This window comes from Sphingomonas sp. SP2 (assembly GCF_058313385.1).
In genome coordinates this window covers 1,385,621-1,403,763 of sequence record NZ_JBZFLD010000001.1, presented here as the reverse complement: position 1 = coordinate 1,403,763, position 18,143 = coordinate 1,385,621, and the positions used below count along the sequence as shown (strand labels likewise).

The 18,143-nt window shown below is 66.1% G+C and carries 22 protein-coding genes; 8 read left to right on the top strand and 14 right to left on the bottom strand.

What is annotated here, in order from left to right:
* Window positions 1-4 precede the first annotated feature (4 nt).
* From AC4GYU_RS07220 to fsa, 3 genes are read right to left on the bottom strand one after another with little or no spacing between them, the layout of a single operon-like run.
* Entirely contained in the window at window positions 5-925 is a 921-nt protein-coding gene (locus tag AC4GYU_RS07220) for a tyrosine recombinase XerC (RefSeq protein ID WP_491086215.1), read from the bottom strand.
* A complete protein-coding gene (locus AC4GYU_RS07215) occupies window positions 907-1,464 on the bottom strand; it encodes a DUF484 family protein (RefSeq protein ID WP_491086214.1) in 558 nt (185 codons plus the stop codon). The genes AC4GYU_RS07220 and AC4GYU_RS07215 overlap by 19 nt, the downstream gene beginning before the upstream one ends.
* 49 nt (window positions 1,465-1,513) lie before the next feature.
* Window positions 1,514-2,167, bottom strand: coding sequence for a fructose-6-phosphate aldolase (gene fsa, locus AC4GYU_RS07210; protein ID WP_491086213.1), 654 nt, complete (start codon window positions 2,165-2,167; stop codon window positions 1,514-1,516).
* A 60-nt stretch (window positions 2,168-2,227) separates the two neighbouring features.
* Here fsa and AC4GYU_RS07205 point away from each other — a divergent pair, with 60 nt between their 5' ends.
* Complete coding sequence (locus tag AC4GYU_RS07205; RefSeq protein ID WP_491086212.1) at window positions 2,228-2,992, top strand: enoyl-CoA hydratase-related protein; 765 nt, start codon at window positions 2,228-2,230, stop codon at window positions 2,990-2,992.
* Here AC4GYU_RS07205 and AC4GYU_RS07200 read toward each other — a convergent pair.
* Genes AC4GYU_RS07200 through AC4GYU_RS07190 form a run of 3 tightly spaced genes read right to left on the bottom strand, consistent with a single transcriptional unit; the run spans window position 2,989 to window position 5,248 of the window.
* The gene (locus tag AC4GYU_RS07200) at window positions 2,989-3,462 is read right to left on the bottom strand and encodes a TadE/TadG family type IV pilus assembly protein (protein ID WP_491086211.1); all 474 of its coding nucleotides are present in this window, start codon (window positions 3,460-3,462) and stop codon (window positions 2,989-2,991) included. The genes AC4GYU_RS07205 and AC4GYU_RS07200 overlap by 4 nt on opposite strands.
* On the bottom strand, window positions 3,459-3,935 hold the full coding sequence (locus AC4GYU_RS07195; protein ID WP_491086210.1) for a TadE/TadG family type IV pilus assembly protein: 477 nt from the start codon (window positions 3,933-3,935) through the stop codon (window positions 3,459-3,461). Before AC4GYU_RS07195 ends, AC4GYU_RS07200 begins: the two co-directional genes overlap by 4 nt.
* A complete protein-coding gene (locus tag AC4GYU_RS07190; protein WP_491086209.1) occupies window positions 3,932-5,248 on the bottom strand; it encodes a pilus assembly protein TadG-related protein in 1,317 nt (438 codons plus the stop codon). The genes AC4GYU_RS07195 and AC4GYU_RS07190 overlap by 4 nt, the downstream gene beginning before the upstream one ends.
* Window positions 5,249-5,440: 192 nt before the next feature.
* On the opposite strand from AC4GYU_RS07190, the gene AC4GYU_RS07185 reads away from it, so the two are divergent.
* Window positions 5,441-6,655, top strand: a complete 1,215-nt coding sequence (locus AC4GYU_RS07185) for a toxic anion resistance protein (protein WP_491086208.1) — start codon at window positions 5,441-5,443, stop codon at window positions 6,653-6,655.
* The gene (locus tag AC4GYU_RS07180; RefSeq protein WP_491086207.1) at window positions 6,652-7,374 is read left to right on the top strand and encodes a hypothetical protein; all 723 of its coding nucleotides are present in this window, start codon (window positions 6,652-6,654) and stop codon (window positions 7,372-7,374) included. Before AC4GYU_RS07185 ends, AC4GYU_RS07180 begins: the two co-directional genes overlap by 4 nt.
* A 40-nt stretch (window positions 7,375-7,414) precedes the next feature.
* Here AC4GYU_RS07180 and AC4GYU_RS07175 read toward each other — a convergent pair whose 3' ends face one another.
* The 3 genes from AC4GYU_RS07175 to AC4GYU_RS07165 form a co-directional block, all read right to left on the bottom strand.
* Window positions 7,415-7,729: a hypothetical protein gene (locus tag AC4GYU_RS07175; RefSeq protein ID WP_491086206.1), complete on the bottom strand. Its 315-nt coding sequence runs from the start codon at window positions 7,727-7,729 to the stop codon at window positions 7,415-7,417.
* A gap of 77 nt (window positions 7,730-7,806) precedes the next feature.
* Window positions 7,807-7,971 carry a hypothetical protein gene (locus tag AC4GYU_RS07170; RefSeq protein WP_491086205.1) on the bottom strand — a complete coding sequence of 55 codons (165 nt, stop codon included), beginning with the start codon at window positions 7,969-7,971 and terminating at the stop codon, window positions 7,807-7,809.
* Window positions 7,972-8,040: 69 nt separating this feature from the next.
* Window positions 8,041-8,400, bottom strand: a complete 360-nt coding sequence (locus tag AC4GYU_RS07165) for a hypothetical protein (RefSeq protein WP_491086204.1) — start codon at window positions 8,398-8,400, stop codon at window positions 8,041-8,043.
* A gap of 126 nt (window positions 8,401-8,526) precedes the next feature.
* Between AC4GYU_RS07165 and AC4GYU_RS07160 the strand changes: the two genes are divergently transcribed.
* Window positions 8,527-8,889 carry an iron chaperone gene (locus tag AC4GYU_RS07160; protein WP_491086203.1) on the top strand — a complete coding sequence of 121 codons (363 nt, stop codon included), beginning with the start codon at window positions 8,527-8,529 and terminating at the stop codon, window positions 8,887-8,889.
* 6 nt (window positions 8,890-8,895) lie between these two features.
* On the opposite strand, the gene AC4GYU_RS07155 is transcribed toward AC4GYU_RS07160, so the two are convergent.
* The 4 genes from AC4GYU_RS07155 to pgi all read right to left on the bottom strand — a co-directional run bounded on the left by AC4GYU_RS07155 (window position 8,896) and on the right by pgi (window position 14,521).
* On the bottom strand, window positions 8,896-10,044 hold the full coding sequence (locus AC4GYU_RS07155; RefSeq protein ID WP_491086202.1) for a CaiB/BaiF CoA transferase family protein: 1,149 nt from the start codon (window positions 10,042-10,044) through the stop codon (window positions 8,896-8,898).
* Window positions 10,041-11,627 carry a phytoene desaturase family protein gene (locus tag AC4GYU_RS07150; RefSeq protein ID WP_491086201.1) on the bottom strand — a complete coding sequence of 529 codons (1,587 nt, stop codon included), beginning with the start codon at window positions 11,625-11,627 and terminating at the stop codon, window positions 10,041-10,043. The genes AC4GYU_RS07155 and AC4GYU_RS07150 overlap by 4 nt, the downstream gene beginning before the upstream one ends.
* 69 nt (window positions 11,628-11,696) lie before the next feature.
* Window positions 11,697-13,043 (bottom strand): glutathione-disulfide reductase, encoded by a 1,347-nt coding sequence (gene gorA / locus AC4GYU_RS07145; RefSeq protein WP_491086200.1) that lies wholly within the window; start codon window positions 13,041-13,043, stop codon window positions 11,697-11,699.
* Complete coding sequence (gene pgi, locus AC4GYU_RS07140) at window positions 13,040-14,521, bottom strand: glucose-6-phosphate isomerase (RefSeq protein ID WP_491086199.1); 1,482 nt, start codon at window positions 14,519-14,521, stop codon at window positions 13,040-13,042. The genes gorA and pgi overlap by 4 nt, the downstream gene beginning before the upstream one ends.
* An 83-nt stretch (window positions 14,522-14,604) precedes the next feature.
* On the opposite strand from pgi, the gene lepB reads away from it, so the two are divergent.
* The 3 genes from lepB to era are packed head-to-tail and all read left to right on the top strand — an operon-like array spanning window position 14,605 to window position 16,948.
* Window positions 14,605-15,399: a signal peptidase I gene (gene lepB, locus AC4GYU_RS07135; protein WP_491086198.1), complete on the top strand. Its 795-nt coding sequence runs from the start codon at window positions 14,605-14,607 to the stop codon at window positions 15,397-15,399.
* Window positions 15,396-16,058, top strand: a complete 663-nt coding sequence (rnc, locus tag AC4GYU_RS07130) for a ribonuclease III (RefSeq protein WP_491086197.1) — start codon at window positions 15,396-15,398, stop codon at window positions 16,056-16,058. The genes lepB and rnc overlap by 4 nt, the downstream gene beginning before the upstream one ends.
* Window positions 16,055-16,948, top strand: a complete 894-nt coding sequence (era, locus tag AC4GYU_RS07125) for a GTPase Era (protein WP_491086196.1) — start codon at window positions 16,055-16,057, stop codon at window positions 16,946-16,948. Before rnc ends, era begins: the two co-directional genes overlap by 4 nt.
* An 11-nt stretch (window positions 16,949-16,959) precedes the next feature.
* Here era and AC4GYU_RS07120 read toward each other — a convergent pair whose 3' ends face one another.
* Window positions 16,960-17,685: an NAD-dependent deacylase gene (locus AC4GYU_RS07120; protein ID WP_491086195.1), complete on the bottom strand. Its 726-nt coding sequence runs from the start codon at window positions 17,683-17,685 to the stop codon at window positions 16,960-16,962.
* Between the two features lie 59 nt (window positions 17,686-17,744).
* Between AC4GYU_RS07120 and AC4GYU_RS07115 the strand changes: the two genes are divergently transcribed.
* A complete protein-coding gene (locus AC4GYU_RS07115; protein ID WP_491086194.1) occupies window positions 17,745-18,128 on the top strand; it encodes an acyl-CoA thioesterase in 384 nt (127 codons plus the stop codon).
* Window positions 18,129-18,143: the final 15 nt, after the last annotated feature.

The following is an 18,143-nucleotide window of genomic DNA, read 5'->3' as shown; positions in this document are numbered from 1 at the left end:
GCTTTCACGCCCGCGGATGGGCGTGGCGGTAGACGTCGAGCAGATGCGCGGCATCGACGGCGGTGTAGACCTGCGTCGACGAAAGGCTCGCATGGCCGAGCAGTTCCTGTAGCGAACGAAGGTCGGCACCGCCTGCAAGCAGGTGGGTCGCAAAGCTGTGGCGTAGCGCATGGGGCGTCAGGCGATCATCGAGGCCCAGGGCCTTGCGCGCCGACGCGGCGGCGCGGCGGACGACGTCGGCACTGAGCGGACCGCCCCTTGCCCCGCGGAACAGCGGCTGATCGCCCTCGAGCGGATAGGGGCAGAGGCGGACATAATCGGCGATCGCGGCCGCGACGAGCGGGAGCACGGGCACGACCCGCATCTTGGCGCGCTTGCCGGTCACCCGGATGCTTGCGTCGAGCGGATGAATGGACGCCGGCAAGGAGAGCGCTTCGGAGATGCGCAGGCCCGATCCGTAGAGGAGCAGGAGCAGCGCGGTGTCGCGGGCGGCGATCCACGGCTGGTGCGCCTGCGCGCCGGTCTCCTCGGCAAGCGCCACGGCGTCGGTCGGCGAAGCCGGGCGCGGCAAGGTGCGGGGGCGCTTCGGAGCCTGGACCCGCGGCATCTGCACCGCCTCACCCTGCTGGTCGCCGGCGAAGCGGAGAAAGGCGCGAACCGCCGACATTTCCCGCGCGGCGGCGGACGGTCCGAGCCCCTCCCCTCGCCGCTGCGCCAGATAGGCGCGCAGGTCGACCGCAGGGATGGCCGTGAGCGTACGCGGCGTCGGCGGCTCGCCGCAGTGGCGGGTCAAGAAGGCAATGAAGCGGTGCGCGGTCGCGACATAGGCGCGTGCGGTATGCGGGCTGCAGCGGCGCTCGAGGCGAAGCGACTGGTCGAAGCGGGCGGCGAGCGCTGGCGCGTCGGTCAGGGGTTGAGCGTCCACCGGCGGAGTATAGCGGCGAGCGAGGCACCGAGGAACAGTAGCAGTTCCGAGCCGTGGCGGCCGTCGAGCGACTGGCTTCCGCGCTGGCCGAGCAGCAGCAGCGCCTCGGGAATGGCGTCGGGGAGGCGGATGAGCGCCTCGGCGCCGATGAGGTCGGAAGCCGGGCCGAACAGGGCGTGGCCGCGCTCGACGGTGCGGAGTTCGACCGGTTCGGCGCGCCCGATCCACTGGCGCAAGAGCGCCGCCTCGCAATGCTGGACGCCCGAGCTGTCGACCCGGAAGCCGCGTTCGCCGATGATCAGGCCGAGCGCGACGGCGTCAAGCCCGAGGATCAGCGGCCATTCCTGGACGACGACATGGAGGAGATGCTCGAAGTCGGTCGCTTCGAGCGCCGCCAGCACCGCCTGATGGATGGCCGCGACCGCGCCCGACTGGCCGCGGGCGAAGGCGAGCAGATCCTCACGGGCCTCCTCGGCGGCTTCGGCCCGCGCCCGGAGGCGTGCCAGTGCATGGTCCTCGAAGGAGAGGATCTGTCCCATGCCAGTGATTCTAGAACGGGAAGAGTTAACGTCCAGTGCCTCGGCGCAATCAGCCGATCTTCTGGCCCGTCGCCTCCCAGTCCTTGAGGAAGGCGGCGATGCCCTTGTCGGTCAGCGGATGATTGAACAGCTGCTTGATGACCGACGGCGGCGCGGTCATCACGTCGGCGCCAAGCTTGGCGCTTTCGTGGACATGGATGGGGTTGCGGACCGAGGCGACGAGGATTTCGGTGCCGAAGTCGTAATTGTCGTAGATCATCCGGATGTCGGCGATCAGCTCCATGCCCGGGTAGCCGACATCGTCGTGGCGGCCGACGAAGGGCGAAACGAAGGTCGCGCCAGCCTTGGCGGCGAGCAGCGCCTGGTTGGCCGAGAAGCAGAGGGTCACATTGACCATCGTCCCGTCGGTGGTGAGCGCCTTGCAGGTCTTCAGGCCATCGAGTGTCAGCGGCACCTTGATGGTGATATTGTCGGCGATCTTCCGGAGGACCTCGGCCTCGCGCATCATCTCGGCATGGTCGAGCGCGACCACCTCGGCCGAGACGGGACCGGGGCAGATCCGGGCGATCTCGGTGACGGTCTCGATGAAGTCGCCGCCCGACTTGCGGACCAGCGAGGGATTGGTGGTCACCCCGTCGAGGAGGCCCGTATCCATGAGCTCGCGGATGTCGGCGAGATCGGCGGTGTCGGCGAAGAACTTCATGGGTCGATGGTCCTTGGGCTGCGGTTGCGCCGCGCTTAGCGACAAGGCAGACAAGCGTCCATGACCGAGCATGTCCTAGTCGAACGTCGCGGGCCGCAACTGCGGCTGGTGATGAACCGCCCCGAGCGCCGCAACGCGATCACGGTGGCAATGTATGCCGCGCTGGCAGATGCGATCGCTGGCGCTCAGGGCGATCCCGAAATCAGGGTCATCACGCTCGAAGGCGAAGGCGTCGACTTCACCGGCGGCAACGACCTTGCCGACTTCATGAACGAGCTGCCGCAGGACGGGCAGAGCGACATTCCGGTATGGCGGCTGCTGAAGGCGCTGGCGACAAACGATATTCCGCTGGTCGCTGCCGTTCACGGCAATGCGGTGGGCATTGGCACGACCATGCTGTTCCACTGCGACCTGGTGGTCGCGGAGGAAGGGACGAAGTTCAAGATGCCGTTCACCGAGCTCGGCCTCGTTCCCGAAGCCGCAAGCTCGCTCATCCTGCCGAGCCTCGCCGGCCGGCAGCTTGCCGCGAAATATCTGCTGATTGGCGAAGCCTTCGGCGTCGACGAGGCCGAGCGCTTCGGGTTGGTGACCCATCGCGCCCAAGCCGGTGGGCTGGCCGAGCGGCTGGCCGGGGTGGTCGACAGCCTCCTCGCCCGTCCGCCGCAGGCGCTACGGCTGACGCAGCGGCTGCTGCGCGGGCGTGATCATGCCGCGGTGCTTGAACGGATGGACCTCGAGAACGGCCATTTCTCGGAGCGGCTTACCTCCGACGAAGTGAAGCAGCAGATCATGGCCTTCTTCGCGGCCCGCGCCGCCAGGGGCTAGCTGGCGACGCAGGAGGTGGCGGTGCCGCTCACGCTGCACGGTGCCGCGCCACCCTGTTCGGCGAGGTAGACGCGCTTCTCGCGGGTCACGGCGACCGTCGGTCCCGGGAACAGCAGAAGGCTCGTCGGCTGGGTATAGGTCACCTTCAGCAGGACGAACTTGATCCCGGTGCTGGTCATGCCGAGCTTGGGCTCGGGAATGGTGAAGGTGCCGGGGCCGATACCGTAGACGGTATTCTGCATCTCGGCGCGAATGTCCGAATTGGTCACCGCCGGATCCCGCCAGATCGACGCCACGCGGGCGCCTTCGCCGAGCGCGTGCTGGATGCCGCTCATCGCGCGATAGACCATGCCGAGCTGGGCGATGGCATAGATGAGGACGATCAGCGCCGGGAAGGCGAAGGCGAACTCGACGACCGTCGCGCCGCGCTCGTCGCGCAGCAGGCGCCGAAAGTGATGAAGCTGCGTCATTGGGTTCGCATCCCCACCTTGACCCGGATCGGGTATTTGCCGTTGGCATTGGCCCCGAACTTGATCGGGAACATCGGCTGGAACTCGTCGACGACCGTGATCTCGATGTAGCGCGATTCCCACTCGGTCGAGCCGTCGCAATCGTCGGTGAATGCAGCCTTCTGGGTCACCGCGCCGCTGCTGCGGTTGGTGCAGAAGAGCTTGGTGGTCATCGTAATGTTCGCGGTCGGAACGCCGGCGGCTTCCTCGATGTCCTTGGTCACCGTGGTGTCGACCGTATCGTCGTCGGTCGTCTGCATGATCTTCTCGATCGCCCGCTGCGCCGCCTGCTCGAGAGCAAGCTTGCGCGAATAGGCGTTCGAGATGTCGACGATCCCGATGACCATGGTGGCAAGGATCGGGGCCGCCAGCGCGAGCTCGATCACCGCCGCGCCGCGCTCATCGCGGCGAAGGCTGCGCAGGAGCGAGATCATGCGATCAGCCTGACCCGGCGACCACCGACGATGGCATCCATACCGTCCCCGGCGCAGTCGGCCTTGAATTTGTTGGTGATGCCGCTGTTGCCGCTGAAGGTGACCCTCCGCCCCACCAGGCGCGTGCAGATGAAGTCGCTGGTCCCGGTACCGTTGTAGTCGATCTCCTGCTTGGGAAAATAGACCGAGCCGAGGATGCGCGACGCGCTGTTGCCGTTGATCTTGTTGGTCTGATTGCTGTCGAGGGCGCGGCGATCCTGAAAGATGCTGATCCCTTTGAAGCAGCCTGCGGTCCCGAGCGTGCAGCCACTGCTCGGCGGCGAGATGTTGATCTTCGACGTCGCGTTGACCTTGAACTGGCCGATGCTCGCCGTCGTCGACGTGCTCTTGTTGGTGAGCACGATCGTGCAACCGGTGCAGCTGAGATCGCCTTGGATGAAGGCATCGCCGCCGTTGATGTAGTAGGTGCCCGGCCGAAGCGAGAGCGTCCTGTTGGCTCCCACTCGCATCGAATTGTAGCAGAAGACCGTCTGGTTGCTCGGGATATTGGTATCTTCGTCGAGAACGCTGTTGTTGCCGTTGCCGTTGGGGCAAAGGTTGTCGAGGTCGCTCTGCTTCGGGCTGACGTTCGCGTAGGGGTCCTTCAGCGCCGGAACATAAGGCTCGTAGCGATCGACCTGGAAGTTCGCCGAGCGCTGAATGCCGCCGACTGCCGCGACCGAGGGCGCCTTGAAGATGCTGCTGCCGCGGGCGACCGCCGAGTTGCTCGACGGCGAGTTGGAGATGGCGCTGCAATCCATCTCGACGCCGCTGTTGCCGGTGAAGGTGATGCCGGTGTTGGCGGCATTATTCTCGAGGCTGACAAGGCAATATTCGTCGGTGCCGGGAACGCTGGCCGCGCGCGCGGTGGCGACGATGATCGGTGCCGACGCCATGAAGATCGAGCTGAAGGTCAGCGACTTCTGGACGCCAAGCGACACCTGGACTTCCTGGGTCGTTTCGGTGCTGGTGTCGGCGTCGATGTTCACCTGCGGATAGCCGGTGTAGAGAGCGATGCCGGTATTCTGGTTGAAGCCGAGGTCACGGGTGACGGCAGACTGGACGCCCGTCAGGTCCGCGCCCTGGACGCGCTGATAGACGCCCGCGATGGCGGCGGAATCGGCGGCGCGCTGGAGCTGGCGCTTCCACAATGTCCACTGGATGGTATCGACGGCAAGCCCGGCCGAGCCGACCAGCAGCGGCATGGCCGCAGCCGTCAGAATCAGGACGTTACCCCGTTCATTGCGCCGGAGCTTCTTCAGCAGTCGCAGCATTGAACGCCTCGTGAAAGTTGAAATCCGAGACCCGTCTAGCGGCAACAAGGTGAGCGAATTGCTTGGAAGCAGGGTTAACGGAGTGTTGACCCGAGTCCCGCTTGAAGACGCACTGTCTTATTCTTATAAGACACTTAGCTTCTTGCACCGGGCAGGCACCCCCGCCATGTTCGGCCCAAGAAGGGGAGAATGATGTCGACTACTGCACCCGAGACCGCGACGGCCACCGCGACCAAGCTCAAGCTCGATCCGCCCGAGGTCCTGCAGCCCGTGATGCCGCAGGAGGCGGCCGGCCTCGTTCCCCTGCGCGACACCGAGCGGACGCAGCTCGAGACGAAGGTCGACTCTTTTGTCGATGAACTGGTCGCACTCGACAGCAACAGCCCCGAGTTCGGCAAGAAGGTCGACCAGCTGACCGCGATGGGCCGCAAGGAAATCGCGGAAGCGGCGGGCGCGTCGAACCGCTTCCTCGACCGGCCGGTGAAGGCGATCGACAGCGATACCGGCATCGGCGCCGACCTGACCCAGCTCCGCACGACCGTCGAGGAGCTCGATCCCAAGCGCAACGGAGCGCTGTCGCCCGGCCGCAAGCTGTTCGGGATCATCCCCTTCGGCAACTCGATCAAGGGCTATTTCCGCCAGTATCAGAGCGCGCAGACGCACATCAGCCAGATCCTCGCTCGCCTGCAGAGCGGCAAGGACGAGCTGTTGATGGACAATGCGGCGATCGACACCGAGCGCGCGAACTTGTGGAAGACGATGCACAAACTCGAGCAGATGATTCACATCTCCAAGGCGCTCGACGCCAAGCTCGAAGAAAAGGCGAACGAGCTCGACGCGACCGAGCCGGCGAAGGCCAAGGCGATCCGCGAGACCGCGCTCTTCTACACGCGCCAGCGGACCACCGACCTCCTCACCCAGATGGCAGTGACCGTGCAGGGCTATCTCGCGCTCGACATCGTGAAGAAGAACAATGTCGAGCTGGTGAAGGGCGTCGACCGCGCCTCGACCACCACCGTTTCGGCGCTGCGCACGGCGGTGACGGTCGCGCAGGCGCTGACCAACCAGAAGCTGGTGCTCGAGCAGATTGGCGCGCTCAACACGACGACCGCCAACATGATCGATTCCACCGGATCGATGCTGAAGACCCAGTCGGCGGCGATCCACGAGCAGGCCGCGAGCTCGACCATTCCCCTGGAGACGCTGCAGCGCGCCTTCCAGAACATCTATGACACGATGGACTCGATCGACAGCTTCAAGCTGAAGGCGCTCGAGAACATGAAGCAGACGGTGAACACGCTCGGTAACGAGGTCGAGAAGAGCCGCGGCTACATCGCTCGGGCCGAAGGCGCCAATCAGGCGAAGCTCGATTCCGCGCCGGCCTTCACGCCGCTCGACGCCCAGTGACCGAGACCGACGAGAAGGTCTCCAAGGCGCTGGCCCGGTTCGACCGGGTCATGACGGTGATCGACGAGAAGCAGGGGCCTGTCGCGGTCCAGGCGCGGGTCGAGCGGCAGCGGCACATTCGTCGCTACGCCAAGGCGACCCGCAATGCGGTATTCGCCCTGCTCATCAGCAGCCTTGCGGTGATCATCATCGGGCTGGTGACGCCGATCGGCATGTTCGGCTTCCTTGCCGCCGTGCTGCTGGCCGTGGCGATCGCCGGAATGCTGTTCTTCTGGGGTGTCCGCGAGGAAGCCGTGGCCACGGTCCAGCCGGACCTGCCCAATGGCGAGATGGTGCAGAAGTTCGGGAGCTATCTCTACCAGAACCGCCGCGCCCTCCCCGCGCCGGCCCAGACGGTAGTGGATTCGATCAGCGCGCAGCTGGGAACGCTGAAGCAGACGCTCGAACGCGCGGACATCAACGATCCCGATGCCCAGGACGCGCGCCGGCTGATGAGCAAGCACCTGCCCAATCTCATCGACCGCTACGCCAACGTTCCGGCAGCCTATCGCGAGGAAGCCGACGCCGAGGGCAAGACCGTCGACCAGCGGCTGGTCGAAGGGCTTCAGGCGAGCCGCACGGCCCTTAGCGAGGTCAGCGAGCGGCTGGCGAAGCGCGACATGGACGCCTTCCAGACGCAGGGCCGCTTCATCGAAAGCAAGTACGGCCAGACCGAATAGATGACGAGGCGGGAAGGACCGTACCCTTCCCGCCTACCGATCATGCGATCCCGATATCCCAGATGAGGATGAGGGTGAGGATGGTCCCCACGCCGGCGACGATCCAGAACAGGCGCTCCCTGACGCCCATCCGAAACAGCCGGGGATGGTCGCGGCGATAATGTTCGGCCCGCTCCCAGGCCTGCGCATTGGCGGAGAGGAGGCCCATGTCGAGCGGGCCCGTGGCGCGGAGTAGCTCGCCGATCTCCGCCTGTTCGCCCGAACTGACTGCCGGATAGCGGACGAGGAGGCTTTCGAGGCGATCGAGCGCGGCGGGATTTTCGGCGACGCGAGCGCGCCCCGTTTCGTTGGTCATGAAGATACTCGCAACAGAGGGTGCGGACGAAGGCATCGCCCCGTCCGCACCCTTCGATTTTCAGGAAATGGCCTTGATCAGCCGCGCCGGAAGAGACTGGCGAACCGGTCCTTGAGGCGGGTCTTGAGACGGCGGAGCCGGAAGACGCGCAGCGCGTCCGGGCGGCGCTTCAGCATTTCGCCCGAGAGGGCACGCTCCACGTCATAGTGAAGCGCAGTAAGCCTGATAGCTTGGGTCGACATGGCAAAACTCCATCGCTGCCGCGCGCAGGGGCGCTGCGGCAGTAAGTCTGATCAAAGGTGATGGGGTGATCAGGCGGCCGGTGGAGCGCGGGCGCGATAGGCGTTCGGACGGTCCTGCCGAACGATGACGGGCAGCGATGCGGCTGGCCGCGCTGCCGGATAGGAAGAAATCTCGGATGCGGCTGCGAGCGCGACCGGGAGGTCGATCGGCTCGGGCGAGCCGCGCTTGGGCTTGGCGGCGACCGCCTTGCCCGAGGCAGTGGTAATCGCGGCGCCCTGCTGGCGTGCGAGCGTCTGGATCGAGGCCGCGACCCGCGCGTCGGCCGGGAGCGGCGAGAATGCCGCGCCCGCAAGCAGGCCGTAAAGCAGTGCGATGAGCACTGCCACGCTCTGGCTCCGCGCCTTAAGCTGCTGGTCGATCCGTCGCATCGTCAGGCATCAACTTGGGAAGTTCACACGAGATGGCAAGTTCGCTTCGCCGCAAATGGGTCGCCTGGCATCCTACGAGACCGCGAATCTGCTAAAGGCCGGTGCCGCAGATAGGGAGCAGCGGGCATGCAGTCCAAGGCCGAGACCGTCGATGCGTTTCTTTCCGAAGTGCAGCCCGAGCGGCTTCCCGCGCTCCAGCAGATACGCGCATTGTGCCTCGAGCATCTGGGTGACTGGAGTGAGCGGATGCAGTGGGGAATGCCGGGCTATGGGCCTGAGGGCCAGGACGCGGTCGTGAGCTTCAACAACCAGAAGAACTATATCTCCGTCTATCCGGGCAAAGCTGCGCTCGACGAGCATCGCGATCGCTTGGCGCACGCCAGCTTCGGCGGCGGATGCGTGCGCTTCACGAAGCCCGACAGGATCGATTTCGATGCCGTCGCCGCGATGCTCCGTCATGTCCGCAAGGCCCATGCGGCCAACGGATAGAAGAGGTCAGAGTTCTGTGAGGACTTCCTCGGTATGCTGCCCGAGCCGCGGCGGGGGGCGGCTGCTATCCATCCGCTTGCCGTCGAGACGAAGCGGGCTTCCGAGCAGACGGTAGCCGTCCATCGCGCGGAGCATTTCGCGGTGCATGGCCTGCGGATCGGCCAAAGCCTGCGAGATGGCGTTGATCGGCCCGGCCGGAATGCCGGCGCGCTCGCAAGCCTCATACCAGTGGGCGGCTGGGCGTGCCCGGGTGATGGTCTCGATCGCTGCGACGAGCCCCTCGCGATTGGCGATCCGGGCGGCATTGGTAGCGTAGCGGTCGTCCCCGGCCCAGGAGGGCTCGCCCAGCAGCGCCGCAAGGGCGGCGAACTGGCGGTCGTTGCCGACGGCAATGATCAGCGGCTTATCGGCGCAGGCGAAGGGCTGATAGGGGACGAGATTGGGGTGGCTGTTGCCTTGGCGCCCGGGGTCTTGCCCACTGACCAGATAATTGCTCGCCTGATTGGCAAGCATGGCAAGGCCGCAATCGAACAGGGCGCTGTCGATGACCGCCCCCTCCCCCGTCGACGCACGGCGAACGAGCGCGGCGAGGATGGCATTGGCAGTATACATGCCGGTGAAGAGGTCGACGACGGCAACGCCCGTGCGGAGCGGCCCGCCGCCGGGCTCATCGTCGGGGAGCCCGGTAATGCTCATCAGCCCGGCCTGGCCCTGGATCATGAAGTCGTAGCCCGCCTGGGTGGCGCGCGGTCCGTCCTGACCGAAGCCGGTGATGCTGGCATAGACGAGACGCGGGTTGCGGGCTCGCAGGCTCATCGCGTCGAGGCCATATTTTGCCAGCGCACCCACCTTGAAATTCTCGACGACCACGTCGCTCTTGTCGGCCAGCCGGCGGACCTGATCGGCGCCGCTCTCGGACGCGAGGTCGATCGCCGCGCTTCGTTTGCCGCGATTGCAGGCGAGGAAATAGGCGGCGACGCGGTCGTCTTCATCCTCATGCCAGGGCGGCCCCCAGTGGCGCGTGTCGTCGCCGCTTCCCGGCCGCTCGATCTTGACGACGTCCGCACCGAGATCGGCGAGGAGCTGAGTGCACCATGGGCCGGCAAGGACACGGGAGAGATCGAGGACCCGGATGCCCGCGAGCGGCTTGCTCATGCCCTCCGCTTCCACGGGCGTCGATCGGCGAGCACGGCCTGCGCGGCATTATGCCCCGGCGCGCCGGTGACACCGCCCCCGGGATGCGCGCCCGAGCCGCAGAGGTAGAGGCCGGGAAGCGGCATCCGATAGTCGGCGGCGCCGATCATCGGGCGCGCGCTGAATAGCTGATCGAGCCCCATCTTGCCGTGGAAGATGTCGCCACCGATCAGCCCGAAGCGCCGCTCTAGATCGAGCGGCGAATGGATCTGGCGGCCGATCACGCTGGCGGCAAAGCCGGGCGCGTGCGCGTCGACGGTGGCGATGACATGGTCGGCGACCTTGTCGCGGACCTTGTCCCAGCTCTTCCCGCCCGGAAGCGCGTAGCGGAAATGCTGGCAGAAGAGCGATGCGACATGCTTGCCCTTGGGCGCGAGGCTGGGGTCGAGCGTCGTCGGAATTAGCATCTCGATGATGGGTTTGCGCGACCAGCCGTCGCGCTTCGCGTCGGTGAAGGCGCGATCCATATAGTCGAGGCTCGGCGCCATGATGATTCCGGCGGTGAGGTGGTCGCCCTTGTCCGGCTTGACCGTGAAGGTCGGCAGTTCGGACAGTGCGACATTCATCCGGAAGGTCGCGCTCTCGCATGACCAATTGGTCATGTGGCGGTCGACGCTGTCGTTGACGGCCCCCTTGGGGAGCAATTTGCCGAAGAGTAGGCGCGGATTGACGCCGGCGACGACCTGAGTCGCCCGCCAGGCCTTGCCCGCCGCGACCACGCCGACCGCCTTGCCGCGTTCGACGATGATCTCCTCGGCCGGAGCGTTGAGGACGATGTCGACGCCGGCCTCGCGCGCGGCGCGGGCCATCGCCTGGGTGATGGCGCCCATCCCGCCGATCGCATGGCCCCACGCGCCGGGCACGCCCGCGGCCTCACCGAAAAGGTGGTGAAGCAGGACGTAGGCGGTGCCTGGCGTGTAAGGCGAAGCGAAGTTGCCGACCACGCCATCGAATCCGAACAGGGCCTTGGCGAGATCGCCTTCGAAATGGCGGTCGAGGATGTCGCCGGCCGACTTGGTCGCATAGTCGTGGACGACTCGGACTTCGTCCGTCGAAAGGCCGACCAGGTCGCGGCCGAGGCGGAGCATGGTCGGCAGGCCGGCGAGCCCGGCGCCGGCCTCGGGCGGGGACTTCAGGATCCACTTCTGGATGAGCGGGACAACCGTTTCCAGCTCAGCCATGTAACGGTTGTAGGCGGCACCGTCGCCGGCATGATGGCGAACGATCTCGGCGCGGGTCAGGCCATTGCGCCCGCCAAGGAGATAGTCCCCCTCCCCCGGCAGGAAATTGTCGATCTTGCGGAGCACGACCTTGAGCCCGTGCCGCTCGAGTTCGAGGTCGCGGATGACCTTGGGCTGGAGCAGGCTGACGGTGTAGCTCGCCGCGCTGTTCCGGAATCCCGGCAGGAATTCGTCGGTGACGGCGGCGCCGCCGACGGTCGGCTGCGATTCGAGGATCGCGACCTTGAGGCCGCGCTTGGCGAGGTAGAAGCTGCAGACGAGGCCATTGTGGCCTGCCCCGATGATGATGGCGTCGTAGGTCACGCCCGTCAGGTAGCCGGTCGCCCGCGGCAAAGTCGAGATGCCGCCGTCAACGAACCGGCACCCTTCGCCTTACCGCATGAGGACGAGCTCTTCGGACATGCTGGGATGAAGCGCGACGGTGGCGTCGAAGTCGGCCTTGGTCAGCCCGGCCTTCACCGCGATCGCCGCCGCTTGGAGAATCTCGGGGGAGTCCGGGCCAATCATGTGGAGGCCAACGACCTTGTCCGAGCCCTCGTCGACGACGAGCTTGTAGAGCGAGCGCTCGTTCCGTCCGGCCAGGACGTTCTTCATCGGGCGGAAGTCCGAGGTGTAGGTGCGGATGACGCCCAGCTTGTTGCGAGCCTCGCCCTCGGTGAGGCCGACCGCGCCGATCGGCGGATGCGAGAAGACGGCGCTCGGGATATTCTCATAGTCGACGGTGCAGGGCTTCTTCCCGAATTGGGTGTCGGCAAAGGCATGGCCTTCGCGGATGGCGACGGGAGTGAGCTGGATCCGGTCGGTGACGTCGCCGACGGCAAAGATGTTGGAGACGGACGAACGATATTCGTCGTCGACCACGATTGCGCCGCGATCATTGCGCTTCACCCCGATCTCGTCGAGGCCGAGATTGTCGGTGTTGGGCTGGCGCCCGATGGCAAACAGGACCTCGTCGGCGACGAGGTCGTCGCACCCGGCCATCCGGCACAGCAGGCTGCCATCCTCCTGCCGCTCGATCGAGGAGAATTTCGCGTTGAAGCGGAAGTCGATCCCCTTGCCGAGGCTGATCTTCACGAGGCGGTCGACGATCTGTTCGTCATAGCCGCGCAGAATCGTGTCCGAGCGATTGACGATGGTCACGTGGGACCCGAACTGATGAAAGATCCCGGCGAATTCGTTGGCGATGTAGCCGCCGCCGACAATCACGATCCGCTTCGGCAGGCGTTCGAGATGGAAGACCTCGTTCGAGGTGATGGCATGCTCGACCCCGGGGATTTCCGGGAGAACGGGCCGGGCCCCGGGCGCGAGAAGGATCTTGTCGGCGGTAATGGTCCGACCGTCCGAGAGCTCGATCGAATTGGGCCCGGTCAGCACGGCCCGGGCCTTGAAGACAGTTACCTTGTGGCTGGCGAGGGTCTCGCCATAGGCGCCTTCGAGGCGCGTGACCTCGGCGAGGACATTGTCGCGCAGCACGGGCCAGTCGAAGCGCTTCGAGGGAACGTCCCAGCCGAACATGGCGGCATCGTCGAGGTCCTCGGCAAAGTGCGAGCCGTAGACCAGGAGCTTCTTCGGAACGCAGCCGCGGATGACGCAGGTGCCGCCGACGCGATGATCCTCGGCCACGGCGACCCGGGCGCCGTAGCCGGCCGAGATACGGGCGGCACGGACGCCGCCAGAGCCGGCGCCGATGACGAACAGATCGTAGTCGAAGTCGCTCACAGGCCGGCCCTTTCGATCAGTGCACGCGTCGAGGGATCGAAGGCCGCACGCGCCTCCGGCTCGTCGATCGCACGCGCCATTTCCTTGCCAAGCTCGACACCAAACTGGTCGAACGGATTGATTCCGAGCAGAACGGCCTCGGCGAAAGTCCGATGCTCGTAGAAGGCGATCAGCGCCCCGAGGGTCGCCGCGTCGAGCCGGTCGAGGAGGATCGTGGTCGAGGGCCGATTGCCCGGATAATTGCGATGGCGGTCGTCGGAAGGCCGACCGGCCATGAGGGCGGCGCCCTGTGCCACCATGTTGAGGAGGAGTTCGCGGTGATGCGCGAGATCCTGCTCGTCGGTGGCCTCGGCGACGGCGACGAATTCCACCGGGACGAGGTGCGTGCCCTGGTGGAGCAGCTGGAAGACGGCATGCTGCGCGTCGGTCCCGGTCCCGCCCCACAGGATCGCCGACGTCGGGCCCTCTACTGCTGTTCCGTCGAGCGTGGCCGACTTGCCGTTTGATTCCATGACCAGCTGCTGGAGGTAGGACGGGAGAAGGCGGAGGCGGTCGTCATAGGCGAAGACGGCGCGGGTCTCGGCCCGATAGCTGCGACTGTAGAGAAGGTCCGCAGTCGCGGCGACGAGCGCGACATTCTGTGCGGGCGACACATCGCGGACATGTTCGTCGATCGTCGCTGCGCCTTCGAGCAGCGCTTCGAACGCATCCATGCCGAGCGCCACCGCGGCCGGAAAACCGATCGAGGACCAGAGCGAATAGCGCCCGCCCACACTCGGGGCGAAGGGCAGGATTCGGGTCTCGTCTATCCCGAACTCGACCGCCCGCTCCGGCGCCGCCGTGATGGCGACAAGGCGACCGTAGGGGTCGTCGACACCGGCTTCGGACAGCCAGGCGAGCGCGGCCTCGGCGTTCCGGAGGGTCTCGGCGGTAGTGAAGGTCTTCGAAGCGATGGCGACGAGGGTCGTGGCGGGGTCGAGCCGGGCAAGGGCCGCATCGACCGCCTGCCCGTCGATGTTGGACAGGATCTCGACCTTGTAGCGGCGCTCGTTGCGTCCGAGCGCATCGACCAGCAACGCCGGGCCGAGCGCGGAGCCGCCGATCCCGATGTGAAGGATTCCGGTGATGTCGCCGAAGGCGCCGGCCTCGATCGCATCGACGAGTGCCCGCATCCTCAGGTGCCGCTGGCGGGCGAGCGCGACCGCGTCGGGTGATCCCGTCCCGCGCTCTGCTGGATGCTCTGCCGCCCTGCCCTCGGTCGGATTGACCACCTCGCCGGCGAAGAGGCGCCGCAGCGCATCCTCGTAGCCAGCGGCGTCGATCTGCTCGAGCATCGCGGCGGTCAGGTGGGTCTTGGAGAAGTCGAAGTAGATTCCGCCGAGGTGGTGCGAGAAACTGGCGGCGCGGTTCCCATCCTCCTCGAACAAGCTGCGAAGCGTCGTGTCCGGGACGTTGGCGGGCATCGGATGGGCGGTCATGGCCGCGACATAGCGACGAAGGGCGCAGATTCCACCCTGGTGCGCTTGACGGTCGACGCGCGCTGGTCCCAAGGCACCTCACGATGGCAACGACGACAGTCACGAAAGGCAAGGAAGCCGAAGGCGGCGGGCTCCGGCGGGGCCTGCTGATCGTCCTTCTCTTCGCATGGGTGCTGCGAAGCCTGATCGTTGCGCCCTTCAGCATCCCCTCGGGTTCGATGCTTCCGAGCCTGTATGTCGGCGATTATCTGCTCGTCGCAAAATGGCCCTATGGCTACAGCCGCTGGAGCTTCCTGTTCGGTTTCCCGCCCATCGAGGGGCGCCTCCTCGCCAGCCTACCCGAACGTGGCGACGTGGTGGTGTTTCGCGGCCCCGAAGGGAATGACGTCATCAAGCGCGTGATCGGCCTTCCCGGCGACACGGTGGCGACGGTGAATGGACAGGTTGTCCTTAATGGAAAGCCCGTCGCGCGACAGGCGATCGCGCCCGTCGCCGTGCCAGTCAGTCCCAATTCGCCCTGCCGGGCCGTCGTTCCCCGGGTCGAAGGCGGCCGCTGCCTGTTCGATGCCTATCGCGAAACCCTGCCCAACGGCCGAAGCCATGTTGTCCTCGACCAGACCGACAATCCGGTGGTCGACGACTTCGGCCCGGTGACGGTCCCGCAGGGCAACCTCTTCCTGATGGGCGACAATCGCGACGACAGCGCGGACAGCCGGATCCCCCCGTCGCTCGGCGGCATGGGCTTCGTGCCGATGGAAGCGCTGATCGGGCGGGCGATGGTAACCTTCTGGTCGACCGACGGAAGCGCCGAGTGGATCAAGCCCTGGACCTGGTTCAGCGCCGCGCGCTTCGACCGGATCGGCAACACGCACCGATGAGCGACGTGCTTGATTTCGTTCGCGGCCGCTTTGCGCACCAGCCGCGCAACGCCAGCCTCTTCACGCGCGCCATCACGCACGGCAGCGCGGCCCGCGACAGCTATGAGCGGCTGGAATTCCTCGGCGATCGCGTCCTCGGCCTGGTCGTCGCGAGCTGGCTGTTCGAGCGCTTCCCGGACGAGCCCGAGGGCAAGATGAGCCGTCGCTACAATGCACTGGTCGCGCGTGAGAGCTGCGCTGAAGTGGGTCGCGAATGGGGGGTTCCCGCGATGATCCGCCTCGGCAAGCAGGCGCGCGAAGACGGCGCGTTGCTCAGCGACAATGTCGTCGGCGATGTCGTGGAGGCCCTGCTTGGCGCGCTCTATCTCGACGCCGGACTCGAGGCGGCGGAGACGGTGATCCGCGCCAGCTGGGCGCCCTATCTCGACAGCCAGAAGAAGGCGCCCCAGCATCCCAAGTCGCTGCTTCAGGAAGTCGCCGCGGCGCGCGGGCATCGCCCGCCGGTCTATGAACTGCTAGGGCAGTTCGGGAGGCATCATGCGCCCACGTTCCGGGTGAAGGTGAGCGTCGGCGGCGCCGGCGAGGCGGAAGCCGAAGGGGCAAGCAAGCAGGAAGCCGAAACGGCGGCCGCGGCCGCCTTGCTGGAGAGTATCTGTTGAATCAAGTTTGTGGCCTGGTCGCGGTGATCGGCGCGCCCAATGCGGGCAAGTCGACCCTCGTCAATGCCCTGGTCGGCCAGAAGGTCGCCATTGTCAGCCCGAAGGCGCAGACCACCCGGGCCCGCCTGATGGGCATCGCCATCGAGGGCGACGCCCAGATCCTGCTGGTGGACACGCCCGGGATCTTCGCGCCCAAGCGGCGGCTCGACCGGGCAATGGTCAAGGCCGCCTGGGAAGGCGCCGAAAGCGCAGACCGCCTGGTCCTGGTCATCGACGCGGCGGCGACGATCGGGCAGCGGGCGGAGATGGTGCTTCAAGGCATCGAGGACCGTCCCGAGCCCAAGATTCTCGTCCTCAACAAGGTCGACATCGCAAACAAGGGCGACCTCCTGAAGCTCGCTACCGAACTCAGCGCGCGACTGAAGCCGGAAGAAATCTTCATGGTCTCCGCGACGAGCGGCGACGGCGTGCCCGACCTCAAGCGTCATCTCGCCAAGGTGATGCCGGAGGGCCCGTGGCATTATCCGGAGGATCAGCTCAGCGACGCTACCGACCGCATGGTTGCGGCCGAACTGACGCGCGAGCAGCTGTATCTTCAGCTTCACGCCGAGCTTCCTTACGCAAGTGCGGTCGAGACGGAGAAATGGGAAGAGCGCAAGGACGGATCCGCGGTCATCCACCAGCAGATCCTCATCGAACGTGACAGCCAGAAGGCCATCGTGCTCGGCAAGGGCGGCTCCAAGCTGAAGGCGATCGGCGCTGCCGCGCGTGAGGCCATTTCCGAGCATCTCGGCCGGAAAGTGCACCTCTTCCTGCATGTAAAGGTCGCGCCGCGGTGGGCGGAAGACCGCGGTCTCTACCAGGATATCGGGCTCGACTGGGCAAACTGAGGCGCTGCCGCCTAGTCCAGCTGCTGCAAGACTTCCTCGACCCACTCAGGCACGATGTCGGCTGCCCGGCCAATCCGCACCTCGTCGAAGTAGATGCTGCCCTGGCTGGGTTCGAGATTGAGCTCGACACAGTGCGCGCCGACGTAACGCGCGGTCTGGACGAAGCCGGCGGCGGGATAGACTGCGCCCGATGTACCGACCGAGACGAACAGACGGCATGATCGTAGCGCGCGGTCGATGACATCCATGTCGTAGGGCATTTCGCCAAACCAGACTATGTCGGGCCTGACCCGGCCCGAGAGGCCGCAGACTGGACAGGATGCGCCCGGCCCCATCGGGCCGACCCAGCGCGAACGCTCGTCGCACGCGAGACACCAGCCACTCTTCAGTTCGCCGTGCATATGAATGAGCCCCTTCGAGCCGGCTCGTTCGTGAAGATCATCGACATTCTGCGTCACGAGCAGGAAGTCACCCGGCCATGCGTCCTCGAGCCGAGCCAGCGCCCGGTGCGCCGCATTGGGCTCGACCGATGCCAGATGCGCCCGGCGGGCATCGTAGAATCGGTGGACGAGTGCCGGGTTTCGGCGGAAAGCCTCTGGTGTGGCGACATCCTCGACGCGATGCCCCTCCCACAGCCCGTCGGCCGCACGAAAGGTCGGGACGCCACTATCGGCGGAAATCCCAGCGCCGGTGAGGACGACAATCGCGCCTTTGGCAGCGCCTAGCTCAGCAACCATCTATAATTCCATTTGTTGACACTATTGTCAGCAAGCCCCTGAGAGACGATAAAAGAGCCATGTATCGCCACGCCATCGGGATCGACCCTGCCGACATCGACCACATGGGCCATGTGAACAACAGCGTGTACCTGAAATGGGTGCAGGAAGCGGTCGTTCGCTATTGGGAAGGCGTAGCGCCGGCCGAGGCCGTGGCTCGGCACCTGTGGGTCGCGCTCAAGCACGAGATCGAGTTTCGCCGCCCGACCTTCCTCGAGGACGTGGTGGTGGCGGACGTGATCGCCGAGCGGGTGCAGGGCGCGAAGGCCCTCTTCACGACCGTGATCCGCCGTGGGGAGGAAGTGCTGGCGGAGGTGAAGAGCACCTGGTGCTGCCTGGACGCCGCCTCGCTGCGCCCTGCCCGGCTGGCTAAGGATGTCGTGAGCCGCTTCGTCGCCGCCTGAGCTGGTTGCGCCTGG

Coding starts and splice junctions, on each gene's coding strand:
- AC4GYU_RS07190 (WP_491086209.1), bottom strand. CDS start 5,248: ATGCTGCGACTGCTGAAGAAGCTCCGGCGCAATGAACGGGGTAACGTC.
- AC4GYU_RS07155 (WP_491086202.1), bottom strand. CDS start 10,044: ATGAGCAAGCCGCTCGCGGGCATCCGGGTCCTCGATCTCTCCCGTGTC.
- pgi (WP_491086199.1), bottom strand. CDS start 14,521: ATGACCGCCCATCCGATGCCCGCCAACGTCCCGGACACGACGCTTCGC.
- AC4GYU_RS07175 (WP_491086206.1), bottom strand. CDS start 7,729: ATGACCAACGAAACGGGGCGCGCTCGCGTCGCCGAAAATCCCGCCGCG.
- AC4GYU_RS07160 (WP_491086203.1), top strand. CDS start 8,527: ATGCAGTCCAAGGCCGAGACCGTCGATGCGTTTCTTTCCGAAGTGCAG.
- AC4GYU_RS07170 (WP_491086205.1), bottom strand. CDS start 7,971: ATGTCGACCCAAGCTATCAGGCTTACTGCGCTTCACTATGACGTGGAG.
- AC4GYU_RS07120 (WP_491086195.1), bottom strand. CDS start 17,685: ATGGTTGCTGAGCTAGGCGCTGCCAAAGGCGCGATTGTCGTCCTCACC.
- AC4GYU_RS07195 (WP_491086210.1), bottom strand. CDS start 3,935: ATGATCTCGCTCCTGCGCAGCCTTCGCCGCGATGAGCGCGGCGCGGCG.
- AC4GYU_RS07115 (WP_491086194.1), top strand. CDS start 17,745: ATGTATCGCCACGCCATCGGGATCGACCCTGCCGACATCGACCACATG.
- fsa (WP_491086213.1), bottom strand. CDS start 2,167: ATGAAGTTCTTCGCCGACACCGCCGATCTCGCCGACATCCGCGAGCTC.
- lepB (WP_491086198.1), top strand. CDS start 14,605: ATGGCAACGACGACAGTCACGAAAGGCAAGGAAGCCGAAGGCGGCGGG.
- AC4GYU_RS07215 (WP_491086214.1), bottom strand. CDS start 1,464: ATGGGACAGATCCTCTCCTTCGAGGACCATGCACTGGCACGCCTCCGG.
- AC4GYU_RS07205 (WP_491086212.1), top strand. CDS start 2,228: ATGACCGAGCATGTCCTAGTCGAACGTCGCGGGCCGCAACTGCGGCTG.
- AC4GYU_RS07165 (WP_491086204.1), bottom strand. CDS start 8,400: ATGCGACGGATCGACCAGCAGCTTAAGGCGCGGAGCCAGAGCGTGGCA.
- AC4GYU_RS07200 (WP_491086211.1), bottom strand. CDS start 3,462: ATGACGCAGCTTCATCACTTTCGGCGCCTGCTGCGCGACGAGCGCGGC.
- AC4GYU_RS07185 (WP_491086208.1), top strand. CDS start 5,441: ATGTCGACTACTGCACCCGAGACCGCGACGGCCACCGCGACCAAGCTC.
- rnc (WP_491086197.1), top strand. CDS start 15,396: ATGAGCGACGTGCTTGATTTCGTTCGCGGCCGCTTTGCGCACCAGCCG.